At 59.0% G+C, this 16,442-nt stretch carries 15 protein-coding genes and 1 tRNA gene; 5 read left to right on the forward strand and 11 right to left on the reverse strand.

The genetic code is table 11. The features are described 5' to 3' along the window. Nucleotides 1-48 precede the first annotated feature (48 nt). Nucleotides 49-984: a carbon-nitrogen hydrolase family protein gene (locus tag ACYBHZ_RS07790; RefSeq protein WP_460273689.1), complete on the forward strand. Its 936-nt coding sequence runs from the start codon at nt 49-51 to the stop codon at nt 982-984. 9 nt (nt 985-993) lie between these two features. Here ACYBHZ_RS07790 and ACYBHZ_RS07795 read toward each other — a convergent pair whose 3' ends face one another. From ACYBHZ_RS07795 to ACYBHZ_RS07825, 7 genes are all read right to left on the reverse strand, one after another. Then, nucleotides 994-1,287 carry an SCP2 sterol-binding domain-containing protein gene (locus tag ACYBHZ_RS07795; RefSeq protein ID WP_460273690.1) on the reverse strand — a complete coding sequence of 98 codons (294 nt, stop codon included), beginning with the start codon at nt 1,285-1,287 and terminating at the stop codon, nt 994-996. Nucleotides 1,288-1,417: 130 nt separating this feature from the next. Continuing rightward, a tRNA-Gly gene (locus tag ACYBHZ_RS07800) sits at nt 1,418-1,491 on the reverse strand. 136 nt (nt 1,492-1,627) lie between these two features. Beyond that, nucleotides 1,628-2,257 carry a fasciclin domain-containing protein gene (locus tag ACYBHZ_RS07805; RefSeq protein ID WP_460273691.1) on the reverse strand — a complete coding sequence of 210 codons (630 nt, stop codon included), beginning with the start codon at nt 2,255-2,257 and terminating at the stop codon, nt 1,628-1,630. Nucleotides 2,258-2,401: 144 nt separating this feature from the next. Beyond that, nucleotides 2,402-4,435 carry an ASKHA domain-containing protein gene (locus ACYBHZ_RS07810; RefSeq protein WP_460273692.1) on the reverse strand — a complete coding sequence of 678 codons (2,034 nt, stop codon included), beginning with the start codon at nt 4,433-4,435 and terminating at the stop codon, nt 2,402-2,404. Continuing rightward, nucleotides 4,425-5,015, reverse strand: coding sequence for a pseudouridine synthase (locus ACYBHZ_RS07815; protein WP_460273693.1), 591 nt, complete (start codon nt 5,013-5,015; stop codon nt 4,425-4,427). Before ACYBHZ_RS07815 ends, ACYBHZ_RS07810 begins: the two co-directional genes overlap by 11 nt. Nucleotides 5,016-5,125: 110 nt before the next feature. Beyond that, on the reverse strand, nt 5,126-6,115 hold the full coding sequence (locus tag ACYBHZ_RS07820) for a methyltetrahydrofolate cobalamin methyltransferase (protein WP_460273694.1): 990 nt from the start codon (nt 6,113-6,115) through the stop codon (nt 5,126-5,128). A 12-nt stretch (nt 6,116-6,127) separates the two neighbouring features. Beyond that, a complete protein-coding gene (locus tag ACYBHZ_RS07825; protein ID WP_460273695.1) occupies nt 6,128-6,427 on the reverse strand; it encodes a virulence factor in 300 nt (99 codons plus the stop codon). A 219-nt stretch (nt 6,428-6,646) separates the two neighbouring features. On the opposite strand from ACYBHZ_RS07825, the gene ACYBHZ_RS07830 reads away from it, so the two are divergent. Beyond that, nucleotides 6,647-7,759, forward strand: coding sequence for a Ppx/GppA phosphatase family protein (locus ACYBHZ_RS07830; RefSeq protein ID WP_460273696.1), 1,113 nt, complete (start codon nt 6,647-6,649; stop codon nt 7,757-7,759). 191 nt (nt 7,760-7,950) lie between these two features. Here ACYBHZ_RS07830 and ACYBHZ_RS07835 read toward each other — a convergent pair whose 3' ends face one another. Beyond that, nucleotides 7,951-8,508 (reverse strand): lipid-binding SYLF domain-containing protein, encoded by a 558-nt coding sequence (locus tag ACYBHZ_RS07835; protein ID WP_460273697.1) that lies wholly within the window; start codon nt 8,506-8,508, stop codon nt 7,951-7,953. A gap of 153 nt (nt 8,509-8,661) precedes the next feature. Then, nucleotides 8,662-9,660: a porphobilinogen synthase gene (hemB, locus tag ACYBHZ_RS07840; RefSeq protein WP_460273698.1), complete on the reverse strand. Its 999-nt coding sequence runs from the start codon at nt 9,658-9,660 to the stop codon at nt 8,662-8,664. A 154-nt stretch (nt 9,661-9,814) separates the two neighbouring features. Between hemB and ACYBHZ_RS07845 the strand changes: the two genes are divergently transcribed. Together ACYBHZ_RS07845 and mfd are read left to right on the forward strand one after the other, a co-directional pair. After that, nucleotides 9,815-10,342, forward strand: a complete 528-nt coding sequence (locus tag ACYBHZ_RS07845; protein ID WP_460273699.1) for a component of SufBCD complex — start codon at nt 9,815-9,817, stop codon at nt 10,340-10,342. Between the two features lie 4 nt (nt 10,343-10,346). After that, a complete protein-coding gene (gene mfd / locus ACYBHZ_RS07850) occupies nt 10,347-13,826 on the forward strand; it encodes a transcription-repair coupling factor (RefSeq protein ID WP_460273700.1) in 3,480 nt (1,159 codons plus the stop codon). Between the two features lie 3 nt (nt 13,827-13,829). Here the strand turns inward: mfd and ACYBHZ_RS07855 are convergent, their stop codons facing one another. Next, on the reverse strand, nt 13,830-15,065 hold the full coding sequence (locus ACYBHZ_RS07855) for a multidrug effflux MFS transporter (protein WP_460273701.1): 1,236 nt from the start codon (nt 15,063-15,065) through the stop codon (nt 13,830-13,832). A 103-nt stretch (nt 15,066-15,168) separates the two neighbouring features. Next, the gene (locus ACYBHZ_RS07860) at nt 15,169-15,813 is read right to left on the reverse strand and encodes a DsbA family oxidoreductase (RefSeq protein WP_460273702.1); all 645 of its coding nucleotides are present in this window, start codon (nt 15,811-15,813) and stop codon (nt 15,169-15,171) included. Between the two features lie 322 nt (nt 15,814-16,135). Here ACYBHZ_RS07860 and ACYBHZ_RS07865 point away from each other — a divergent pair, with 322 nt between their 5' ends. Further along, nucleotides 16,136-16,375, forward strand: a complete 240-nt coding sequence (locus ACYBHZ_RS07865; RefSeq protein WP_460273703.1) for a hypothetical protein — start codon at nt 16,136-16,138, stop codon at nt 16,373-16,375. Nucleotides 16,376-16,442: the final 67 nt, after the last annotated feature.

Below are 16,442 nucleotides of genomic sequence, written 5' to 3' on the forward strand. Positions count from 1 at the left end.
GGCCCTCCCGTGGTAAGCTTTATGACGCTACCAGGGGAGGGTGTGGCCATGAAAGTTGCTGTTGTCCAGGAGGCTCCGGTCTATCTTGATAAAGAAAAATCACTACAAAAAGCGGTCGAACTGATCGAACAGGCGGCGGCCAAAGACTGCCATCTCATTGTTTTTCCTGAAACATGGCTGCCGGGCTATCCGACATTCGTCTGGCGCTTGCCGCCCGGCGCGGGAATGACAAAGACGGACGAATTGTTCGCCCTGTCACAGGCCAATTCCATCGATCTAAGTCGCGATGATCTTGCGCCGATCAAGGCGGCGGCGCATGACAATGATATGGTCGTGGTGATCGGACATCAGGAAATCGACGGGACGCTGAGCGGGAGTACTTTGTTCAACAGTGTCGCGATCATTGATGCCGACGGCAAGCTTTTGAACAACCACCGAAAACTCATGCCAACCAACCCGGAACGAATGGTGTGGGGCTTTGGCGACGGCTCGACGTTGAAGGTCGTTCCCACTGCCGTCGGACGCGTCGGGGCGTTGATTTGTTGGGAAAACTACATGCCGCTCGCGCGGTTCACGCTCTATGCGCAATACATCGACATCTATTGCGCACCCACATGGGACAATGGGGCGACATGGCTCGCGACAATGCAGCATATCGCGCGTGAAGGCGGGTGTTGGGTGATTGGCTGCGCGACGGCGCTGGAAGCGTCGGACATCCCTGACACCCTGCCGTATCGGGACGAACTTTTCCCCGATGCGGAGGAATGGATCAATCCGGGAGATGCGGTCGTCTATCGGCCTTTTGGCGGTGCTGTGGCCGGGCCGATGCACCGCGAAAAAGGTCTGCTCGTGACGGATTTCTTCCCGGAAGAAGCACGCGCTTCACGTCGGAAGTTCGATGTGTCGGGGCACTATGCGCGACCAGACGTCTTTACGCTTCACGTAAACCAAAAGCCGCAGGCGCCTGTTTCTTTTAATCAATAGATCGGAGCTTCAGCCGAAAAGGGAGCCGAATTTCATCGCTGTTTTGGCGTCGCCTGCGATTTTGAGCTTGCCGAACATCGCGGCTTTCATCGGGTTCAACTGACCTGCGAGGATTTTCTCAAAGGTCGGCTGATCCGCGATGATGGCGCAATCGGCGCGGTCGTCGGAAATCTCGGCCTGATCGCCCTTGATGATCAGATTACCGATTTCCTTGATCCGAAGCGAGACGGATTTCTCGAAATTCTCACCCTTGAGGCGCTCGGCCAAAGCCGCTTTCGCGGTGTTCAAAAAGTCTGCGGTCATGTGATGTCCTCCCGATCCAAGTCCTAGCTTGCGGGCGGGAGAGGCCAAAGCGAAACCTCACGTCACAACACTGCACGTCAATGCACGACGAAAAATGCGGTGCGACTTTGGAAGCGAAACTTTGGAAATTTGGAGCGGGTAGCGAGAATCGAACTCGCGCATTCAGCTTGGGAAGCTGACAGGCTACCATTACATCATACCCGCCTGAGGTGAGGCTTTAGGTAGTGAATGCTGCGGGGGCGGTCAAGCGGATTTGCGCGTGGAGACGCGAAAAAGGCCACACCCCGAAAGGTGTGGCCGAAGCCTGCGAAGCGGTTCTTCAGGCCGTAGAATAGGCGGGTTACGAGACCGGCATCAGCACGCCGTCAACGAAATACATCACGCCGTTGGACTGCTCGACGTCTTTCGCCAAGGTGGTGACGATATTGCTCTGCGCGTCGCGCAGGATCAGCTCTTCACCGGTGCCTTTCTCAACGCGGATCGGGTCGCCGGAGACGGTGGTCAGAGTGACGATGTCGTTGTCGAAATCGACCGCAACATTCTCCGGAATGGCGAGCTGTTCGGGAACTTGGTCGCTCTTGAGAAGGTCGTCGATCATCTGCGGCGTGAACTCGCCTTTCACAAGGTGCGCATTGATCACATCCTGAAGCATCTCCCGGTTTTCCGGCTTCATCAGATCGGCGACGGCCTCCTCGGGGAGCTTGTCAAAAGCGGCATTGGTCGGAGCGAACAGCGTATAGGGGCCGTCACCCATCAGCTCATCGGCCAGACCAGCGGCTTTCACGGCCTCAATGAGAGTGGTCAGGTTCTGCACCTTCATCGCGTTGGCTGCGATGGTGGCGTTGTGATCCAGCGCTTGCTCGTTGATGATCTCGGCACCGTTGACAGGCGCGCCTGCGAAGGATGCGAACGGGGAAGCGGCCATCAGGGCAGCGGTGGACAGGGCGAAAATCTTAGCACGGGTTTTCATGAGAAACCTCCGTATTTAACTTTTTCATACTGGCGCGGCGACGTCCTCGCCGGCCTTCTGTGGACACAACACCGCGAAACGGGCAAAGGTTTCCCTTCGCCCGTTCACATGTTTTTTAACCGAAATTTTGGAACTTTTTCGCGCTTAGCCGCGCCGCCGTCTGCGCCGCCGTCCACCGGTCCCGCCGCTGCCATCATCCCCGGCATTGAAATCCGGATCAGGCAGGGAGACGACACTGCGCAGCCCCGTGAACGGGTCTGTCGCGTGGGGGATCGCGTTGGCGTTGACGAAATGCTCCTGAAACTTCGGTTCAATCGCGGTTTCGATCTTGGTGATGTGATGCACCAGCTCTTCGATCTCGCGCCGCGCGGCTCGGTTCAGAAGCGCGATCTGCGCCCCGGTCCCCGCAGCGTTGCCAGCCGAGGTCACATGGTCCAGCGGGCAATCCGGGATCATCCCAAGCACCATCGCGTGTTTTGGCGAGATATGCGCCCCGAACGCGCCTGCGAGCACGACACGCTCAACGGTATCGGTGCCGAATTCATCCATCAGAAGCCGCGCCCCCGCGTAGAGCGCGGATTTGGCAAGCTGGATGGCGCGGATATCGCCTTGCGTGACAGTGATCACGGGGCCGCCTTTGCCGGAACCGTCATGGATCAGGTATTCATGCGTCCGCCCTGTGGGGCGACACCGCGCGGTGCCTGCCGCCTCTGAGGAACCGATAAGACCGTGTGCATCCAGCACCCCCGCCATCCGCATTTCGGCCACGGCTTCGATGATGCCGGAGCCACAGATGCCGGTCACTTCGACATCAAACGCCGGATCGTCGGACCAAAGCTCGGAGCCGATGACGCGAAAACGCGGTTCTTTGGTGACGGGATCAATCTCGATCCGCTCGATGGCGCCCGCAGCGGCGCGTTGACCGGAGGAAATCTGAGCGCCCTCAAAGGCCGGGCCGGTCGGCGAGGAACAAGCCAGAACGCGGGTTTTATTGCCGAGAATGATCTCCGCATTGGTGCCCACATCGACGATCAGGGTCAGCGGGTCTTGCTTTTGCGGCGCTTCCGAGAGCGCAACGGCAGCGGCATCCGCACCGACATGGCCCGCGATGAGCGGAAGGATATAGACCTGCGCCTCGGGGGCGAGGGAAAGGTCCAGATCGCGGGCGGGCAAATCAAGGGCTGAGTTCGTCGCCAGCGCAAAAGGCGCTTGCCCGAGAGGGATGGGGTCGAGGCCCAGAAGCAGGTGATGCATGACCGGGTTCATCACAACAACCATCTCGAATATCTGCTCGCGGGTGATCTCCGCCTCTGCCGCCAGCGTCCCGGACAGCTCATCGAGCGCCGCCCGCACGGCGCTGGTCATCTCGGCCGCCCCGCCGGGGTTCATCATCGCGTAGGACACGCGGGACATGAGGTCTTCGCCAAAGCGGATTTGTGGGTTCATCACACCGCCAGAGGCTTTCACCTCGCCGGTTTTCAGGTCCGTGAGATGTGCGGCGATGGTGGTGGAGCCGAGGTCCACGGCAAGACCATAAAGTGCGGGTTCTTCGAAACCGGGCCAGACGCCGACAAGTTTCACATCGCCTTCGCGCGCCTCATTGAGGGCCAGCGTCACCTTGTATTTCCCAGCAATCAGAGCGGCTTGCAAGGCGTTCAGCATGTTGAGGGGCAGGGTGCCCGCCTTGATGTCCCATTGCGCCTCAAGCGCGGCCTTGGTGCGTTCCCAGTCGCCTGTGGGCGCGTGCATGTCCGCCTCAGCGACCTCGACATAGACGGCGCGCGTCGCCGGGTCCATCTTGATGACCCGCGTGGTCGCGGCCTTGCGCACAACCTGTTTGTGGACCTGACTTTCGGGTGGCACGTCGAGGACGATATCGCCTTGTATACAGGCCTGACAGCCAAGACGCCGTCCCGGTTTCAGCCCCCGCACACGGTCATAGCGCTCTTCAACGGCGTTGAACTCTGTGAGCGCCTCCTTGTCCGCGTGGATGCCGTGCTTGGCATGCTCGCCAAAAGACGGCTGCACCTGACATTTCGAACAAATTCCACGCCCGCCGCAGACAGAGTCGAGATCGACGCCCAATTGCCGCGCGGCTTGCAACACGGTCGTGCCGGGCGCGACATGGCCGCGTTTGCCGGAGGGGGTGAAAATGACCAGAGGGTCTTTATCGCTCATGTTTCTTTGCCTTATGCGGGGCCTTATGCGGATCATCGTCGCGCCAAGCGCCATTCTCGAGCCCGTCCAGCCGCCACGGGCCAATGGACAAGCGGATCAGGCGCAGTGTCGGAAAGCCGACGGCGGCGGTCATGCGCCGCACCTGACGATTGCGTCCTTCGGTGATGGTGAGCTCCAGCCAGCTTTCCGGGACCGATTTGCGGTAACGGACCGGGGGCGTGCGCGGCCAGAGCCAGTCGGGTTCCTCGACGCGACGCGCCTTTGCGGGGCGGGTCATCCCGTCTTTCAACTCCACGCCTTTGCGGAGCTTGTCCAAGGCCTCGTCTGTCAAATCGCCTTCAACCTGCGTGAGATAGGTCTTTGCCATCTTATGGCGCGGGTTTGAGATTTGCGCCTGCAGCTTGCCATCGTCGGTCAGCAGCAACAGGCCTTCACTGTCTCGGTCGAGCCGCCCTGCCGGGTAGACCTTCGGCATGGAGATGAACTCGGAGAGCGTCTTCCGGGTGGTTCCCTCGGTGCCCTTGTCGGTGAACTGGGAAAGCACGTCAAAAGGCTTATTGAAGGCGATCAGTCGCGCCATGACATGCGTTTCCTTTGCTGTTCAAATACTCATGTCGCCACGTCCCTGCAACGACAGTGTTCTTATAGGTGCGGCGTTATTCGCGGCGGCACATTGGATTGCGCACCGCGTTATCCGCGGCGGCGACGCCCACCGCCACGACGGCCACCACCGGCACCGCCAGCAGAAGCGGCTTTTGCGGCCTCGGCAAAGGGCGTGCCTTCGGCGACAGCATCGGCGATCCGGGAGAACCCGATCCATTTGCTACCGTCTTGGTCATGGTTCATCAGAAGGTTGGCGGCGCGGATTGCTTCCATTTCTTGGACCCGCACCGGGTTCATGATCGCGGAGGTCATGCCAGCGCCGATGGCCATCGGAAGGAAGGCCGCGTTGATGCCATGACGATGGGGCAGGCCGAAGGAAATATTCGACGCGCCGCAGGTTGTGTTGACCCCAAGCTCATCGCGCAGACGGCGCACCAACGTGAACACCTGATGACCCGCCGTCGCCATAGCCCCGATCGGCATCACAAGCGGATCGACCACGATGTCATGCGCCGGAATGCCGAAATCGGCGGCGCGCTCGACGATTTTCTTGGCAACGGCAAAGCGCACGTCCGGGTCTTCGGAGATCCCGCTGTCGTCATTGGAGATCGCAACGACCGGCACATTGTATTTCTTAACCAGCGGCAGGACGCGCTCAAGGCGTTCTTCCTCACCCGTGACGGAGTTCAGAAGCGGGCGGCCTTCGGCCATCTCAAGGCCTTTCTCCAGAGCATCCGGCACGGAGCTGTCGATGCAGAGCGGGACGTCCACGACGGCCTGCACGCGCGCAACGAGCTCGGCCATCAGCGGCGGCTCGACGAAGTTGTTGTCGGCGTAGCGCGGGTCTTCGGCCATTTTGTTGGAGAACACCGCACCGGAGTTGATGTCGAGAACATTGGCGCCACAGGCGACTTGTTCCAGGGCATCACGCTCCACGGTGGAGAAATCGCCCAGTTCCAATTCCGCGGCCAGCTTCTTGCGGCCCGTCGGGTTGATGCGTTCGCCGATCACGCAGAAGGGCTCGTCAAAGCCGATCACGACGGTCTTGGTCTTGCTCTCGATCACAGTCCGGGTCATGAGTTTTATCCTTTATTCGGCCTCACGGCCTTCGTTGTTCACCAGCGCGATCAGGCGCTCTTTGTCGTATGCCGCGTCAAGTTCGGCGGCGCGTGTGTCTGCGGCGTCCTGACCTTCAAGCGCGGTGTCTTCCACCACATCGCGCCATTCGGCCATATAGGCATCGCCATCGGTCGCACCGATTTTCATCGCCACACGGTCAATGGCCTGCTCAAACCGTTCCGGAAGCACAGCGCGCGCGGCGCGGCGACCGCGGCCCACACGCACCTGTGCCGGGATGTCTCGCCAGTAGATTACGGTCAGATCAGCCATCTTGCCCAGCCTCGCGGTAAATTTCGTTGCACGAACGCATAAAAGAAAGGCGCGCGCCGGGAAAGGCCGCAACACTGGAAAAATACTCAAGAAGATCATGAGCAGGGGCTTAGCACGGTTGATCTCAGGGCATTGTGAACGCGAGAGATCGTCACGGCACTTGCTCGACGCGCGGATTTTTGCTTATGGTGGGGCAACTTGATATGGAGGGCGTGATCAATGGCGCCCAAGCGTCCCAAAGGTGCGGGCGCGTTCCCGAAAGCGGTCGAGCCTCTCGCACCCAAACCCGCCGATCCGGCCGAGCTTTACGCTGCGCTGGACCTCGGCACGAATTCGTGCCGCATGCTGATTGCCCAACCCAAGGGCAGCCAGTTCCATGTGGTCGATAGTTTCTCGAAATCGGTCCAGCTCGGCAACGGGTTAGAGGCCTCAGGTCGGCTATGCCGCTCGTCGATCTCCCGCACAATTCAGGCTTTGCGTGTTTGCCGCAAAAAGCTCGAAAAGCACGAGGTTAAGCATATGCGCCTCGTCGCGACGGAAGCTTGTCGCCGGGCGCGGAACTCGCGTGATTTCCTGCGTCGTGTGCAGCGGGAGACCGGGCTCAAACTTGAGATCATCAAGCCGGAGGAGGAGGCACGCCTTGCCGTTGTCTCCTGTGCGCCGCTTGTTTCGACGAAGACCGAACAGCTTCTCGTAGTGGATATCGGCGGCGGTTCGACCGAACTTGTGTGGATCGACCTGACGAATGTGCCGCGCGCGGATCGCCCGCGTGCGATCATGCGGTTGCATAGCGGTTTCACCAATGCCGACAGCCCTTTCCCGCATGCCAAAGTGGTCGATTGGATTTCCGTGCCCTTGGGCGTGGCGACGCTGATGGAGCAATTCTCCGACGTCGAAGACGACGCGGCCCGGTTTGCGCTCATGTCTTGGTTCTTTGAAGAAAAGCTCGCCGATTTCACGCCCTATGCGAATGAGCCAGCGCGTGAGGGGTTCCAGATTATTGGCACCTCCGGGACGGTGACGACGGTCGCTGCGTCCCACCTCGGTCTCAAACGCTATGACCGGAACAAGGTCGATGGGCTGCGTATGACGTCGGAGCAGATCAACCGTGTGATCCGAGATTATCTGACCCTCGGTCCGGAAGGGCGCAAACGCGACCCCCGGATCGGGCGAGACCGGCAGGAGCTGATCATGTCGGGGGCTGCGATCTTGCAGGCCTTGCTGCGGATCTGGCCGACGGATCGTCTGTCGGTTGCGGATCGCGGTTTGCGCGAGGGGCTCTTGTACGCGCAGATGTCGGCTGACGGCGTGCTTGAAGAGGCCGTGCCCTAAAGCGTTTCTACTTAAACCTGAATCAGGGTTTGAGCAGAAACGCGGAGCAACGTCCAAGCGGAGTGGGCGTTTCGACTTTATGTGATAGATCAAGTTAAAGTCGAAACGCTTTAGAGGCATCAAAAGTAAAGTAATCAAACAAAAAGCGGGCCTTGGCCCGCTTTTCTCATTCATGACATCAAGATTGGAAGTCAGGGAATGATGCGCGAATACTTGGTGCCTTCGACGGTCGCGCCTGCGATCAAGCCAGCTTGTCCGAAAACAACCGCAATCACCGGCGACAGCGAGGTCATGGTTTCCGCCGACAGGTTCTCGCCCTTGTTGGAAAGCGCATATTCCAGATCGGCCCCTGCCGACCAGCCCGGAGAGTTACGGAAACCTGCAAGGGCATCGTTGGTCATGAAGAACAGAACATGCGCATATTGCTGTGCACCGATCTGAAGTCCGAAGGTGGCCTGCGCAGAAGAGTAGTAATCCAAGGTCACGCCGCCCACACGCAGCGCGCCACGCCCGTAGGAGCCACCAACGCCGAAACCGGCTTTGGTGATCAGGGGCATGACGAGCATGCCAGCGGATTTATCGCGCAGCGTGGTCGTGCCGGGATATTCCGAATAGAGATAGTTCAGGGTGCTGTCGACACGCGCATCGATGGTGGCTGCACCATTGGAACGCATGGAATTGTCACAGGCGGCCAAAAGGCCGGCGCTGCTCAGCCCGATCATGAATGTTCGGCGATTGGAAATCGTCATTGGGGTGTCCTTTACTGCTATGCCTCTCGGCGGGCTCTCACATGGCCCGTTTGTGAACATTATAACCGTAAATTTTCCACCCTGTCATCGGCAAAACACCACCAATGGTAGAGTTTGGTGAGGTTTTGCCGATCCTTAGCGTTTGCAGCGCCCTTATTCGGAGAGCAATTTCGCTGCTTCGGGCGCGAAATAGGTCAGGATGCCGTTACAGCCGGCGCGCTTGAAGCACAGAAGGCTTTCGAGAACGATCTTCTCGCGGTCGAGCCAGCCGTGTTGGAAAGCGCCTGCCAGCATGGCGTATTCGCCGGACACCTGATAGGCGAATGTCGGCACCTTGAAGGTCTCCTGAACGCGGGTACAGACATCGAGATAGGGCATGCCGGGTTTCACCATCACCATGTCCGCGCCCTCAAGCAGATCGCGCTCCACAAGACGCAGGGCCTCGTCGGTGTTGGCCGGGTCCATTTGATAGGTCTTCTTGTCGCCCTTCAAAGCGCCGGATGCTCCGACCGCATCACGGAACGGTCCGTAGAAGCCGGAGGCATATTTCGCGGCATAAGACATGATCGAGACTTTGTCGAAACCTTCGGTCTCAAGCGCCTGACGGATCATGCCGATGCGGCCGTCCATCATGTCGGACGGGCCGATGATGTCGGCGCCTGCTTCCGCCTGCGCTACGGCCATTTTGACCAGCGCCTCAACCGTCATATCGTTGACGATCTCTCCGTTCACGACATAGCCGTCATGGCCGTTGATGTTATAGGGGTCGAGCGCCACGTCGGTCATGATCGCAAGTTCGGGCACCTCGGCCTTGATCGCCCGGATGGCCCGGTTCACGAGATTGTCAGGGTTCCATGCCCCGGCACAATCCTCGGTTTTCAAATCTTGCTCGATATAGGGGAACAAGCAAATCGCAGGGATGCCAGCTTCATAGGCGCTGACAGAGGCTTTCACCAAACGGTCGATCGTGAGCCGTTCGACGCCGGGCATTGACGCGATCGGCGTGGCCTCGTCTTCACCTTCGCGAACGAAGACCGGCCAAATCAGATCCTCGACGGACAAATGGTTTTCGCGCACGAGACCGCGCAGCGCCTCCATCTTTCGCGTCCGGCGCAGGCGGGTGAGCGGGAATGGGGCAGTGGTGCAAGTCATGGTAGCAACCTCAGTTTGCGATATTTCCTTTCAGGTGACATGGATTTTCTCACGCATCAAGGGTAGGAATCGGCACTCGGGGGGCCTAATCTGTGCACAGGCAAGCGCCGCGCCCGTGTCAGTTGCCGGAAAATAGCATAAGAGCAGAGGCCCCTTGGATATCTATTCAACCATTTTCGAAGTGATCGACACGCGGTCCTTTTCGAATTTGTGGTACTGGATCGCGCTTGCCGTGCTCTGGTCCACCGCGTCGCATTTTGTGCTTGGCGTGCCTTTCGATCTTGCTCTCAAAGCCAAGCGTCAGGGCGGTCAACCGATGGCGGATTTTGAAGGTATGGTGCATATCAACACCCGACGTTTGCTCAATATTGCAGAGGTTTCCGGGTTGATGCTCACAGCATTCACGGGCGCAATCATCACGATTTTGGGTGCTACCGGGTTCTTTTATGGTGTCGAGTTCAGTCAGGCCATTTTTTGCATGGCCTTTCCCATGGTCCTCGTTGCGCTGCTGAACATCCGGTTGGCGCATCGTATTCAGGCAGTGTCCGCAGAGGGCATGCAGTTGTTTGGCATGCTGCGCAAGCAACGCTTCTATGTGCAACTTATTGGCATGTTGTCGATTTTCATGACCGCCATGTGGGGCATGTATCAAAACATCGTCACCGGCCCTTTGGGAGGGTGAGAGAATGCAAAAGACCCAGAATGTGACCGTCGGCGGCGCGCCGGAGGGCTTTGATGCGTTCCTGTTGGCCCGCGAAGTGGCCCGCACAGAAGCGCCTGTGATCCATGTCGCCCGTGACGACAAACGTCTGGCGGCGCTGCGCGACGGATTGCGGTTCTTTGCGCCGGACTTGCCCATTCTTGAACTGCCCGCCTGGGATTGTCTGCCGTTTGATCGAAGCTCCCCGAACCCCGACCTTGCGGCGGCGCGGATGGCCACCTTGGCGGCCTTGGCGCACGGAGCGGTGCCGAAACGCTTTGTCCTTTTGACCACGCTGTCTTCAGCGACCCAGCGGGTGCCTGCGCGCGACACATTGGCTGAAGCGGCCTTCACACTTCATAAAGGCCAGCGCGTCAATGAAGCCGAGCTGCGCGCCTTTTTCGTTCGGATGGGCTTCACACAAGCGCCGACCGTCGTAGAGCATGGCGATTACGCGATCCGGGGCGGAATTATCGACGTGTTCCCGCCGGGGCAGATGCTTCCGGTGCGGCTGGATTTTTTCGGCGACGAGCTCGACGGCATCCGGCGGTTTGATCCAGCCAGTCAAAAGACGGTCGATAGCCTGACGGAGGTGAGTTTCACGCCGGTGTCCGAGGTTATTCTGGATGAGGCGGCGATCACGCGGTTTCGGCAGAATTACCGCATCGAATTCGGTGCAGCGGGCACAGATGATCCGCTCTATGAGGCGGTCACTGCCGGGCGCAAACATGCCGGGATGGAGCATTGGCTCCCGTATTTCCACGAGCGACTGGACACGATCTTTGACTATCTGCCGGAAGCGGCAATTTCGCTGGATGATCAATCCACTGCGGCACGGGTTTCGCGTTGGGAAGGCATTGATGATCAGTATCAGACCCGGCGCGAGGCTCTGACCGCGAAGGGGCGGCTCGACTCCGTTTACAAACCCTGTCCGCCGGGGCTTCTTTACCTCGACGATGCGGCGTGGGAAGCCGCCATTGCAGGCCGCCGGGTGTTGCATTTCCATCCGCTGCCGCAAGCCTCCGGCCCGGGCGTCATCGACTCGGGAGGACGAGTGGGACGAAACTTCTCGCCCGAGCGTCAGATGGAAGGTGTTAATCTTTTCGAAAGCTTGGCGGGCCATATTCAGAAACGACGCGAGCTTGGTCAGGTGGTTCTGGCCTCTTGGTCCGAGGGGGCGCGAGAGCGTCTCAAGTCGCTTTTGGAAGACGAGGGCCTCGAAGGTCTGACGGAAATTTCCGACTGGCGCGATGTGCCGGACGGGATCGGCGGGATTTACCTGTCGGTCTGGACGCTGGACCACGGATTTGAGGCGCCAGTAGGCGATGGTCATTCCGTGACGGTCGTCTCGGAACAGGACGTTCTGGGGGATCGGCTTATTCGTCGCCCCGGACGGCGCAAAAAGGCAGAGAATTTCCTCACCGAGCATAGTTCACTCAGCACCGGCGATCTGATCGTTCATGTCGAGCATGGCGTTGGGATTTTCCGCGGCCTTGAGGTCGTCACCGCCGCGGGCGCTGCGCATGAATGCCTTTTGCTCGAATATGCGGGCGGGGATCGGCTTTATCTGCCGGTCGAGAATATCGAGCTTCTGAGCCGGTACGGCCATGACGAAGGGCTGCTCGATAAGCTCGGCGGCGGGGCGTGGCAGGCCAAAAAGGCCAAGATGAAAGAGCGCATCCGCGAGGTTGCCGAAAAGCTCATTCGCATCGCGGCGGAACGCCATATCCGCAAAGCGCCGATCATGGAGCCGCCGGAGGATATGTGGGAGGCCTTCTGCGCGCGCTTCCCGTACACGGAAACCGAAGACCAGCTCAAAGCCATCGAGGATTGTCTTGATGATCTGGATCGCGGCCTGCCGATGGACCGTCTGGTCTGCGGCGATGTCGGGTTTGGCAAAACCGAGGTGGCGATGCGCGCGGCCTTTGTTGCGGCGCTTTCGGGCGCGCAGGTGGCGGTGATCGCGCCGACCACGCTTTTGGCACGGCAGCACTTCCGCAGCTTTGCCGAGCGGTTCCGGGGTTTTCCGATTAATATCAGGCCGATGTCGCGCTTTGTTTCAGCGAAAGACATGGCGAAAACCCGCGAAGAATTGGCCGAAGGCACCGTCGATATCGTTGTCGGCACCCACGCTTTGCTCGCGAAATCCGTGAAATTTGCGAACCTCGGCTTGCTCATCGTAGACGAGGAACAGCGTTTCGGCGTGACTCATAAAGAGCGCCTTAAGTCACTGAAATCCAACATTCACGTGCTGACCTTGTCCGCGACGCCCATTCCGCGCACGCTGCAAATGTCGCTGACGGGCGTGCGCGATCTGTCGATCATTGGCACACCGCCGGTCGATCGTCTGTCGATCCGTACCTATGTGAGTGAGTTCGACACGGTGACGATCCGCGAAGCGCTGTTGCGGGAACACTATCGTGGCGGGCAGTCGTTCTTCGTCGTGCCGCGTGTGAGCGATATTCCCGAAATCGAAGACTTCCTGAAAGAGCAAGTGCCGGAACTGACCCATGTGGTCGCCCACGGTCAAATGGCTGCGGGGGAACTCGATGATCGGATGAACGCGTTTTATGACGGGAAATACGATATTCTGCTCGCGACCACGATTGTGGAGAGCGGGATCGACATTCCGACCGCGAATACGATGGTGGTGCATCGCGCCGATATGTTCGGGCTGGCGCAGCTTTATCAAATCCGGGGCCGGGTGGGCCGCGCCAAAACCCGTGCTTATGCCTATCTGACAACCAAACCCCGCGCGCCGCTTACGCCGCAGGCTGAAAAACGGCTGCGGGTTCTTGGCTCGCTCGACACGCTTGGGGCCGGGTTCACACTGGCTTCGCAAGACCTCGATATTCGCGGCGCGGGCAACCTTGTCGGTGAGGAGCAGTCCGGCCATGTGAAAGAGGTTGGGTTTGAGCTGTACCAATCCATGCTGGAAGAGGCGATTGCCAAGATCAAATCCGGCGATGAGGCTGTCAGTCTCGATGATGATGGCCAGTGGGCACCGCAGATCAACCTTGGCGTGCCGGTGCTGATCCCGGAAACTTATGTGCCCGATCTTGATGTCCGCCTTGGGCTATATCGCCGCTTGTCGGGTCTCAAGACCAAGGTGGAGCTGGAAGGGTTCGCCGCTGAACTGATCGACCGATTTGGCAAATTGCCCCGAGAGGTCAACACGTTGTTGCTCGTTGTTCGAATTAAGGAAAAATGCCGGGAGGCCGGGATTGCGCGTCTCGACGGTGGTCCGAAAGGGGCGACGATCCAGTTTCACAACGATAAATACGCCAATCCGGCGGGGCTTGTGGAGTTCATCCACCAGCAAAAAGGTCAGGCGAAGGTCAAGGACAACAAGATCATCATTCGCCGGGACTGGAAGAAAGACAGCGATAAGATCAAAGGCGCGTTTTCGATTGCGCAGGACCTCGCAAAATTTGCCAAGGCCGCCGCGCAATCCCCGAAAAAGTAACGCTTATTCCGCGCCGCCCGGATGTTGCGGTGCGCCTTTCGGGGCTGTGGCGCTGTCTTCGAATTTGAAGAGAATCAGCGCCAGTCCGGAGCAGAAAATACCAGCGATCATCACCGGGATCGGGGTGCCGTTGAAGGCGAGACCGACGGGCGCTGCGATGATGACGGAGCCCATGGTGAACACGGCGCCGATCAGCGAGTTTGCGAGCCCCGCCAAACGTCCCAAAGGCACCAGCGCCAGCGCATTCAGGTTGCCGAAGGTGAACGCGTTGATCGAGAACATCGCAACGGTCCAGATGAAGAACACGGCAAAACCAAGCGTGCCGGTTCCGACGCCCATGAAGTTCAGGGCGAGGGCGATGATCGAAGCTGTGAGCGAGATCGTGTAGCCGAGACGGATCAGGAAATGCATACCTTTCTCGCCAACGAGCTTGCCGTTCAGGATCGCGCCACCTGCTGCGAGGATGGCCGTGGAGCCGAAGAAGTAGGGGAAGAGGTGCTCGAGGTCGTAAGTCTCGCTGTAAATCTGCTGGACCGAGGAGAGGATGGCAAACATCTGACCGAATCCAAGCATCAGGACGATGGTGTAAATCCGGACGTTGTAATTCCCGATAACTTCTTTGACGCCCGAAGACAGATCCGTCCAGTTCAGCTTGCGATGGTTTTCCGGGGAGAGGGTTTCGCCCTGACGAAAACCCAGCCATGTTGCGCCGATGATGGCGACGAGGACGAAGGCGGCGAAGATGCCGTGCCAGCCGAAATCGGAAATGATCAGCGCGCCGATCGAGGGGGCTGCGGCCGGGACAATCATAAAGATGGTCATGACGAAAGATGTAATCTTCGCCATCTCGCGCCCTTCATAAAGGTCACGCACCATCGCCACGCCAACGGTCCGGGGGAAGGCACCGCCGACGCCTTGAATGGCGCGCCCGATCAGCATCATCTCCATCGAGTTTGAAGTTCCGGCGACGATCGCGCCGATGATGTAAAGGCCAAGCCCAGTAAGAATGACCGGCTTGCGTCCGAAGTGGTCGGAGAAGGGGCCGGACACGAGTGTGCCGAATCCCATGCCGAAAACGAAGGCTGTCAGAACAAGCTGAGCGCGGTTCACGTCGTCAGGGGACAGGTCTGCCGCGATCTGCGGGAGACCCGGGAGCATCGCGTCGATCGAAAAAGCAACCGTGGCAAAGAGCAGGGCGAGGAGAACCGTAAATTCGAGTTGCGGCAAACGGCGCGGCATGGGGGAATCTTTCAATTGGGAAACGCCGGAGGACCCTAATTTGAAGGGGGCGTTTTGAACAGTCAGAGAGTTTAAGGACTAGCTCTGCGTGAATGCACAGCTGTCAGCTATTTTCGCCGTCCTGTGCGGCCACCTCGTCAATCACCTTGAGCCACAGGTCGGTTGGTTGCGCGCCTTCGACCGCGTGCTGGTTGCCAACGATGAAGAGGGGCACTGCATTCACGCCGCGCTCCCGCGCATGTTTGTCACGCATCCGGATTTCTTCAAGATCGGCATCTGTCGCGAGCAGGCGCTTGATGGCGTCGGGGTCCATATCGACCTGCGCCGCGATCTCAGCCAAAACGTCGTGATCTCCGATGTCGCGGCCTTCCTGAAAATAGGCGCGGTAGAATGCTGCGACCATCGGGGTCTGACGCCCCTCGATACCGGCCCAGTGGATCAGGCGGTGTGCATCCAATGTGTTCGGCGTTGTGCGGATGCCCAGAAGCTCTGTCTTGGGCAGTTCCTTCAGCATGATGTCAACGATAGGGGCGTAGGCTTTGCGCGCGCCCTCCGAGCCACCGAACTTCGCGTTCAGGTAATCGCGCCGCTCCATGCCTTCCTTCGGCATGGTCGGGTTGAGCTGAAACGGATGCCATTGAATGGCGAAAGGGTGGTTCGGTCTTGCCTCCAGCGCGCGGTCCAGTCGGGTCTTGCCGATGTAGCACCAGGGGCAAATCGGATCGTGAAAAATATCGAGCGTGATCATTGGGGCCTCCGGCTTGGTCTCGCGGCTTGCTTTTGCGGGTTGTAGCGCGAGCTGGCCTGTGTGGGGAGCAGAAAAGGAAAATATTCTCCCTCATCACGATTTCCGCATTTCGCGATGTTCTTCTGGCCCTACATCTTGTGTTTAGGGAAGGTTTGCAAGTTTGCAAACTCTGCAAATTCACCATTTGTTCACTCTGTGTTCTTGTGCGTGAGGCGGCTTTGTGGTCGAAAATTGTGACATCTCGCCAAGCGTGACAGGTGAGAAAATTCCTGTTTAACTGACTGTAACTCATGCGTTTTTAAGTTCATCAGGGTATATCATCATGGCGATGCAAAGCACCGAGCACTTCACAACCTTTCAAGGTCGCGCTCCGAAATCCCAATTTGAGCTCGACAGTGTCCAACGCCGCTTGCGTATGCCCGTCGCAACGCTTGCCCTTGGCTTGATCGCCGCCGTCGCCATTGCTGGCGGTGCGCTTGATCGTGTCATGACCCATCCCGTAACCGGTGGTTTGACGGATATTGAATTCCTCACCGTCAGTCCGCTTTCCGACATCGAGTGACACAGATTCAGGGCAGGCATAACCCCACGAGCAGTCCCCCAACTGACCCTGAGCCAAGAGCCCCCGA

The organism is Celeribacter sp. ULVN23_4, assembly GCF_054788345.1.

Bases quoted from the DNA above. Each gene is read 5' to 3' on its own strand.
- ACYBHZ_RS07790 (WP_460273689.1), top strand. From the start codon at position 49: ATGAAAGTTGCTGTTGTCCAGGAGGCTCCGGTCTATCTTGATAAAGAA.
- ACYBHZ_RS07820 (WP_460273694.1), bottom strand. From the start codon at position 6,115: ATGACCCGGACTGTGATCGAGAGCAAGACCAAGACCGTCGTGATCGGC.
- ACYBHZ_RS07865 (WP_460273703.1), top strand. From the start codon at position 16,136: ATGGCGATGCAAAGCACCGAGCACTTCACAACCTTTCAAGGTCGCGCT.
- ACYBHZ_RS07855 (WP_460273701.1), bottom strand. From the start codon at position 15,065: ATGCCGCGCCGTTTGCCGCAACTCGAATTTACGGTTCTCCTCGCCCTG.
- ACYBHZ_RS07805 (WP_460273691.1), bottom strand. From the start codon at position 2,257: ATGAAAACCCGTGCTAAGATTTTCGCCCTGTCCACCGCTGCCCTGATG.
- ACYBHZ_RS07825 (WP_460273695.1), bottom strand. From the start codon at position 6,427: ATGGCTGATCTGACCGTAATCTACTGGCGAGACATCCCGGCACAGGTG.
- ACYBHZ_RS07860 (WP_460273702.1), bottom strand. From the start codon at position 15,813: ATGATCACGCTCGATATTTTTCACGATCCGATTTGCCCCTGGTGCTAC.
- ACYBHZ_RS07835 (WP_460273697.1), bottom strand. From the start codon at position 8,508: ATGACGATTTCCAATCGCCGAACATTCATGATCGGGCTGAGCAGCGCC.
- ACYBHZ_RS07795 (WP_460273690.1), bottom strand. From the start codon at position 1,287: ATGACCGCAGACTTTTTGAACACCGCGAAAGCGGCTTTGGCCGAGCGC.
- ACYBHZ_RS07810 (WP_460273692.1), bottom strand. From the start codon at position 4,435: ATGAGCGATAAAGACCCTCTGGTCATTTTCACCCCCTCCGGCAAACGC.
- ACYBHZ_RS07815 (WP_460273693.1), bottom strand. From the start codon at position 5,015: ATGGCGCGACTGATCGCCTTCAATAAGCCTTTTGACGTGCTTTCCCAG.
- mfd (WP_460273700.1), top strand. From the start codon at position 10,347: ATGCAAAAGACCCAGAATGTGACCGTCGGCGGCGCGCCGGAGGGCTTT.
- ACYBHZ_RS07830 (WP_460273696.1), top strand. From the start codon at position 6,647: ATGGCGCCCAAGCGTCCCAAAGGTGCGGGCGCGTTCCCGAAAGCGGTC.
- hemB (WP_460273698.1), bottom strand. From the start codon at position 9,660: ATGACTTGCACCACTGCCCCATTCCCGCTCACCCGCCTGCGCCGGACG.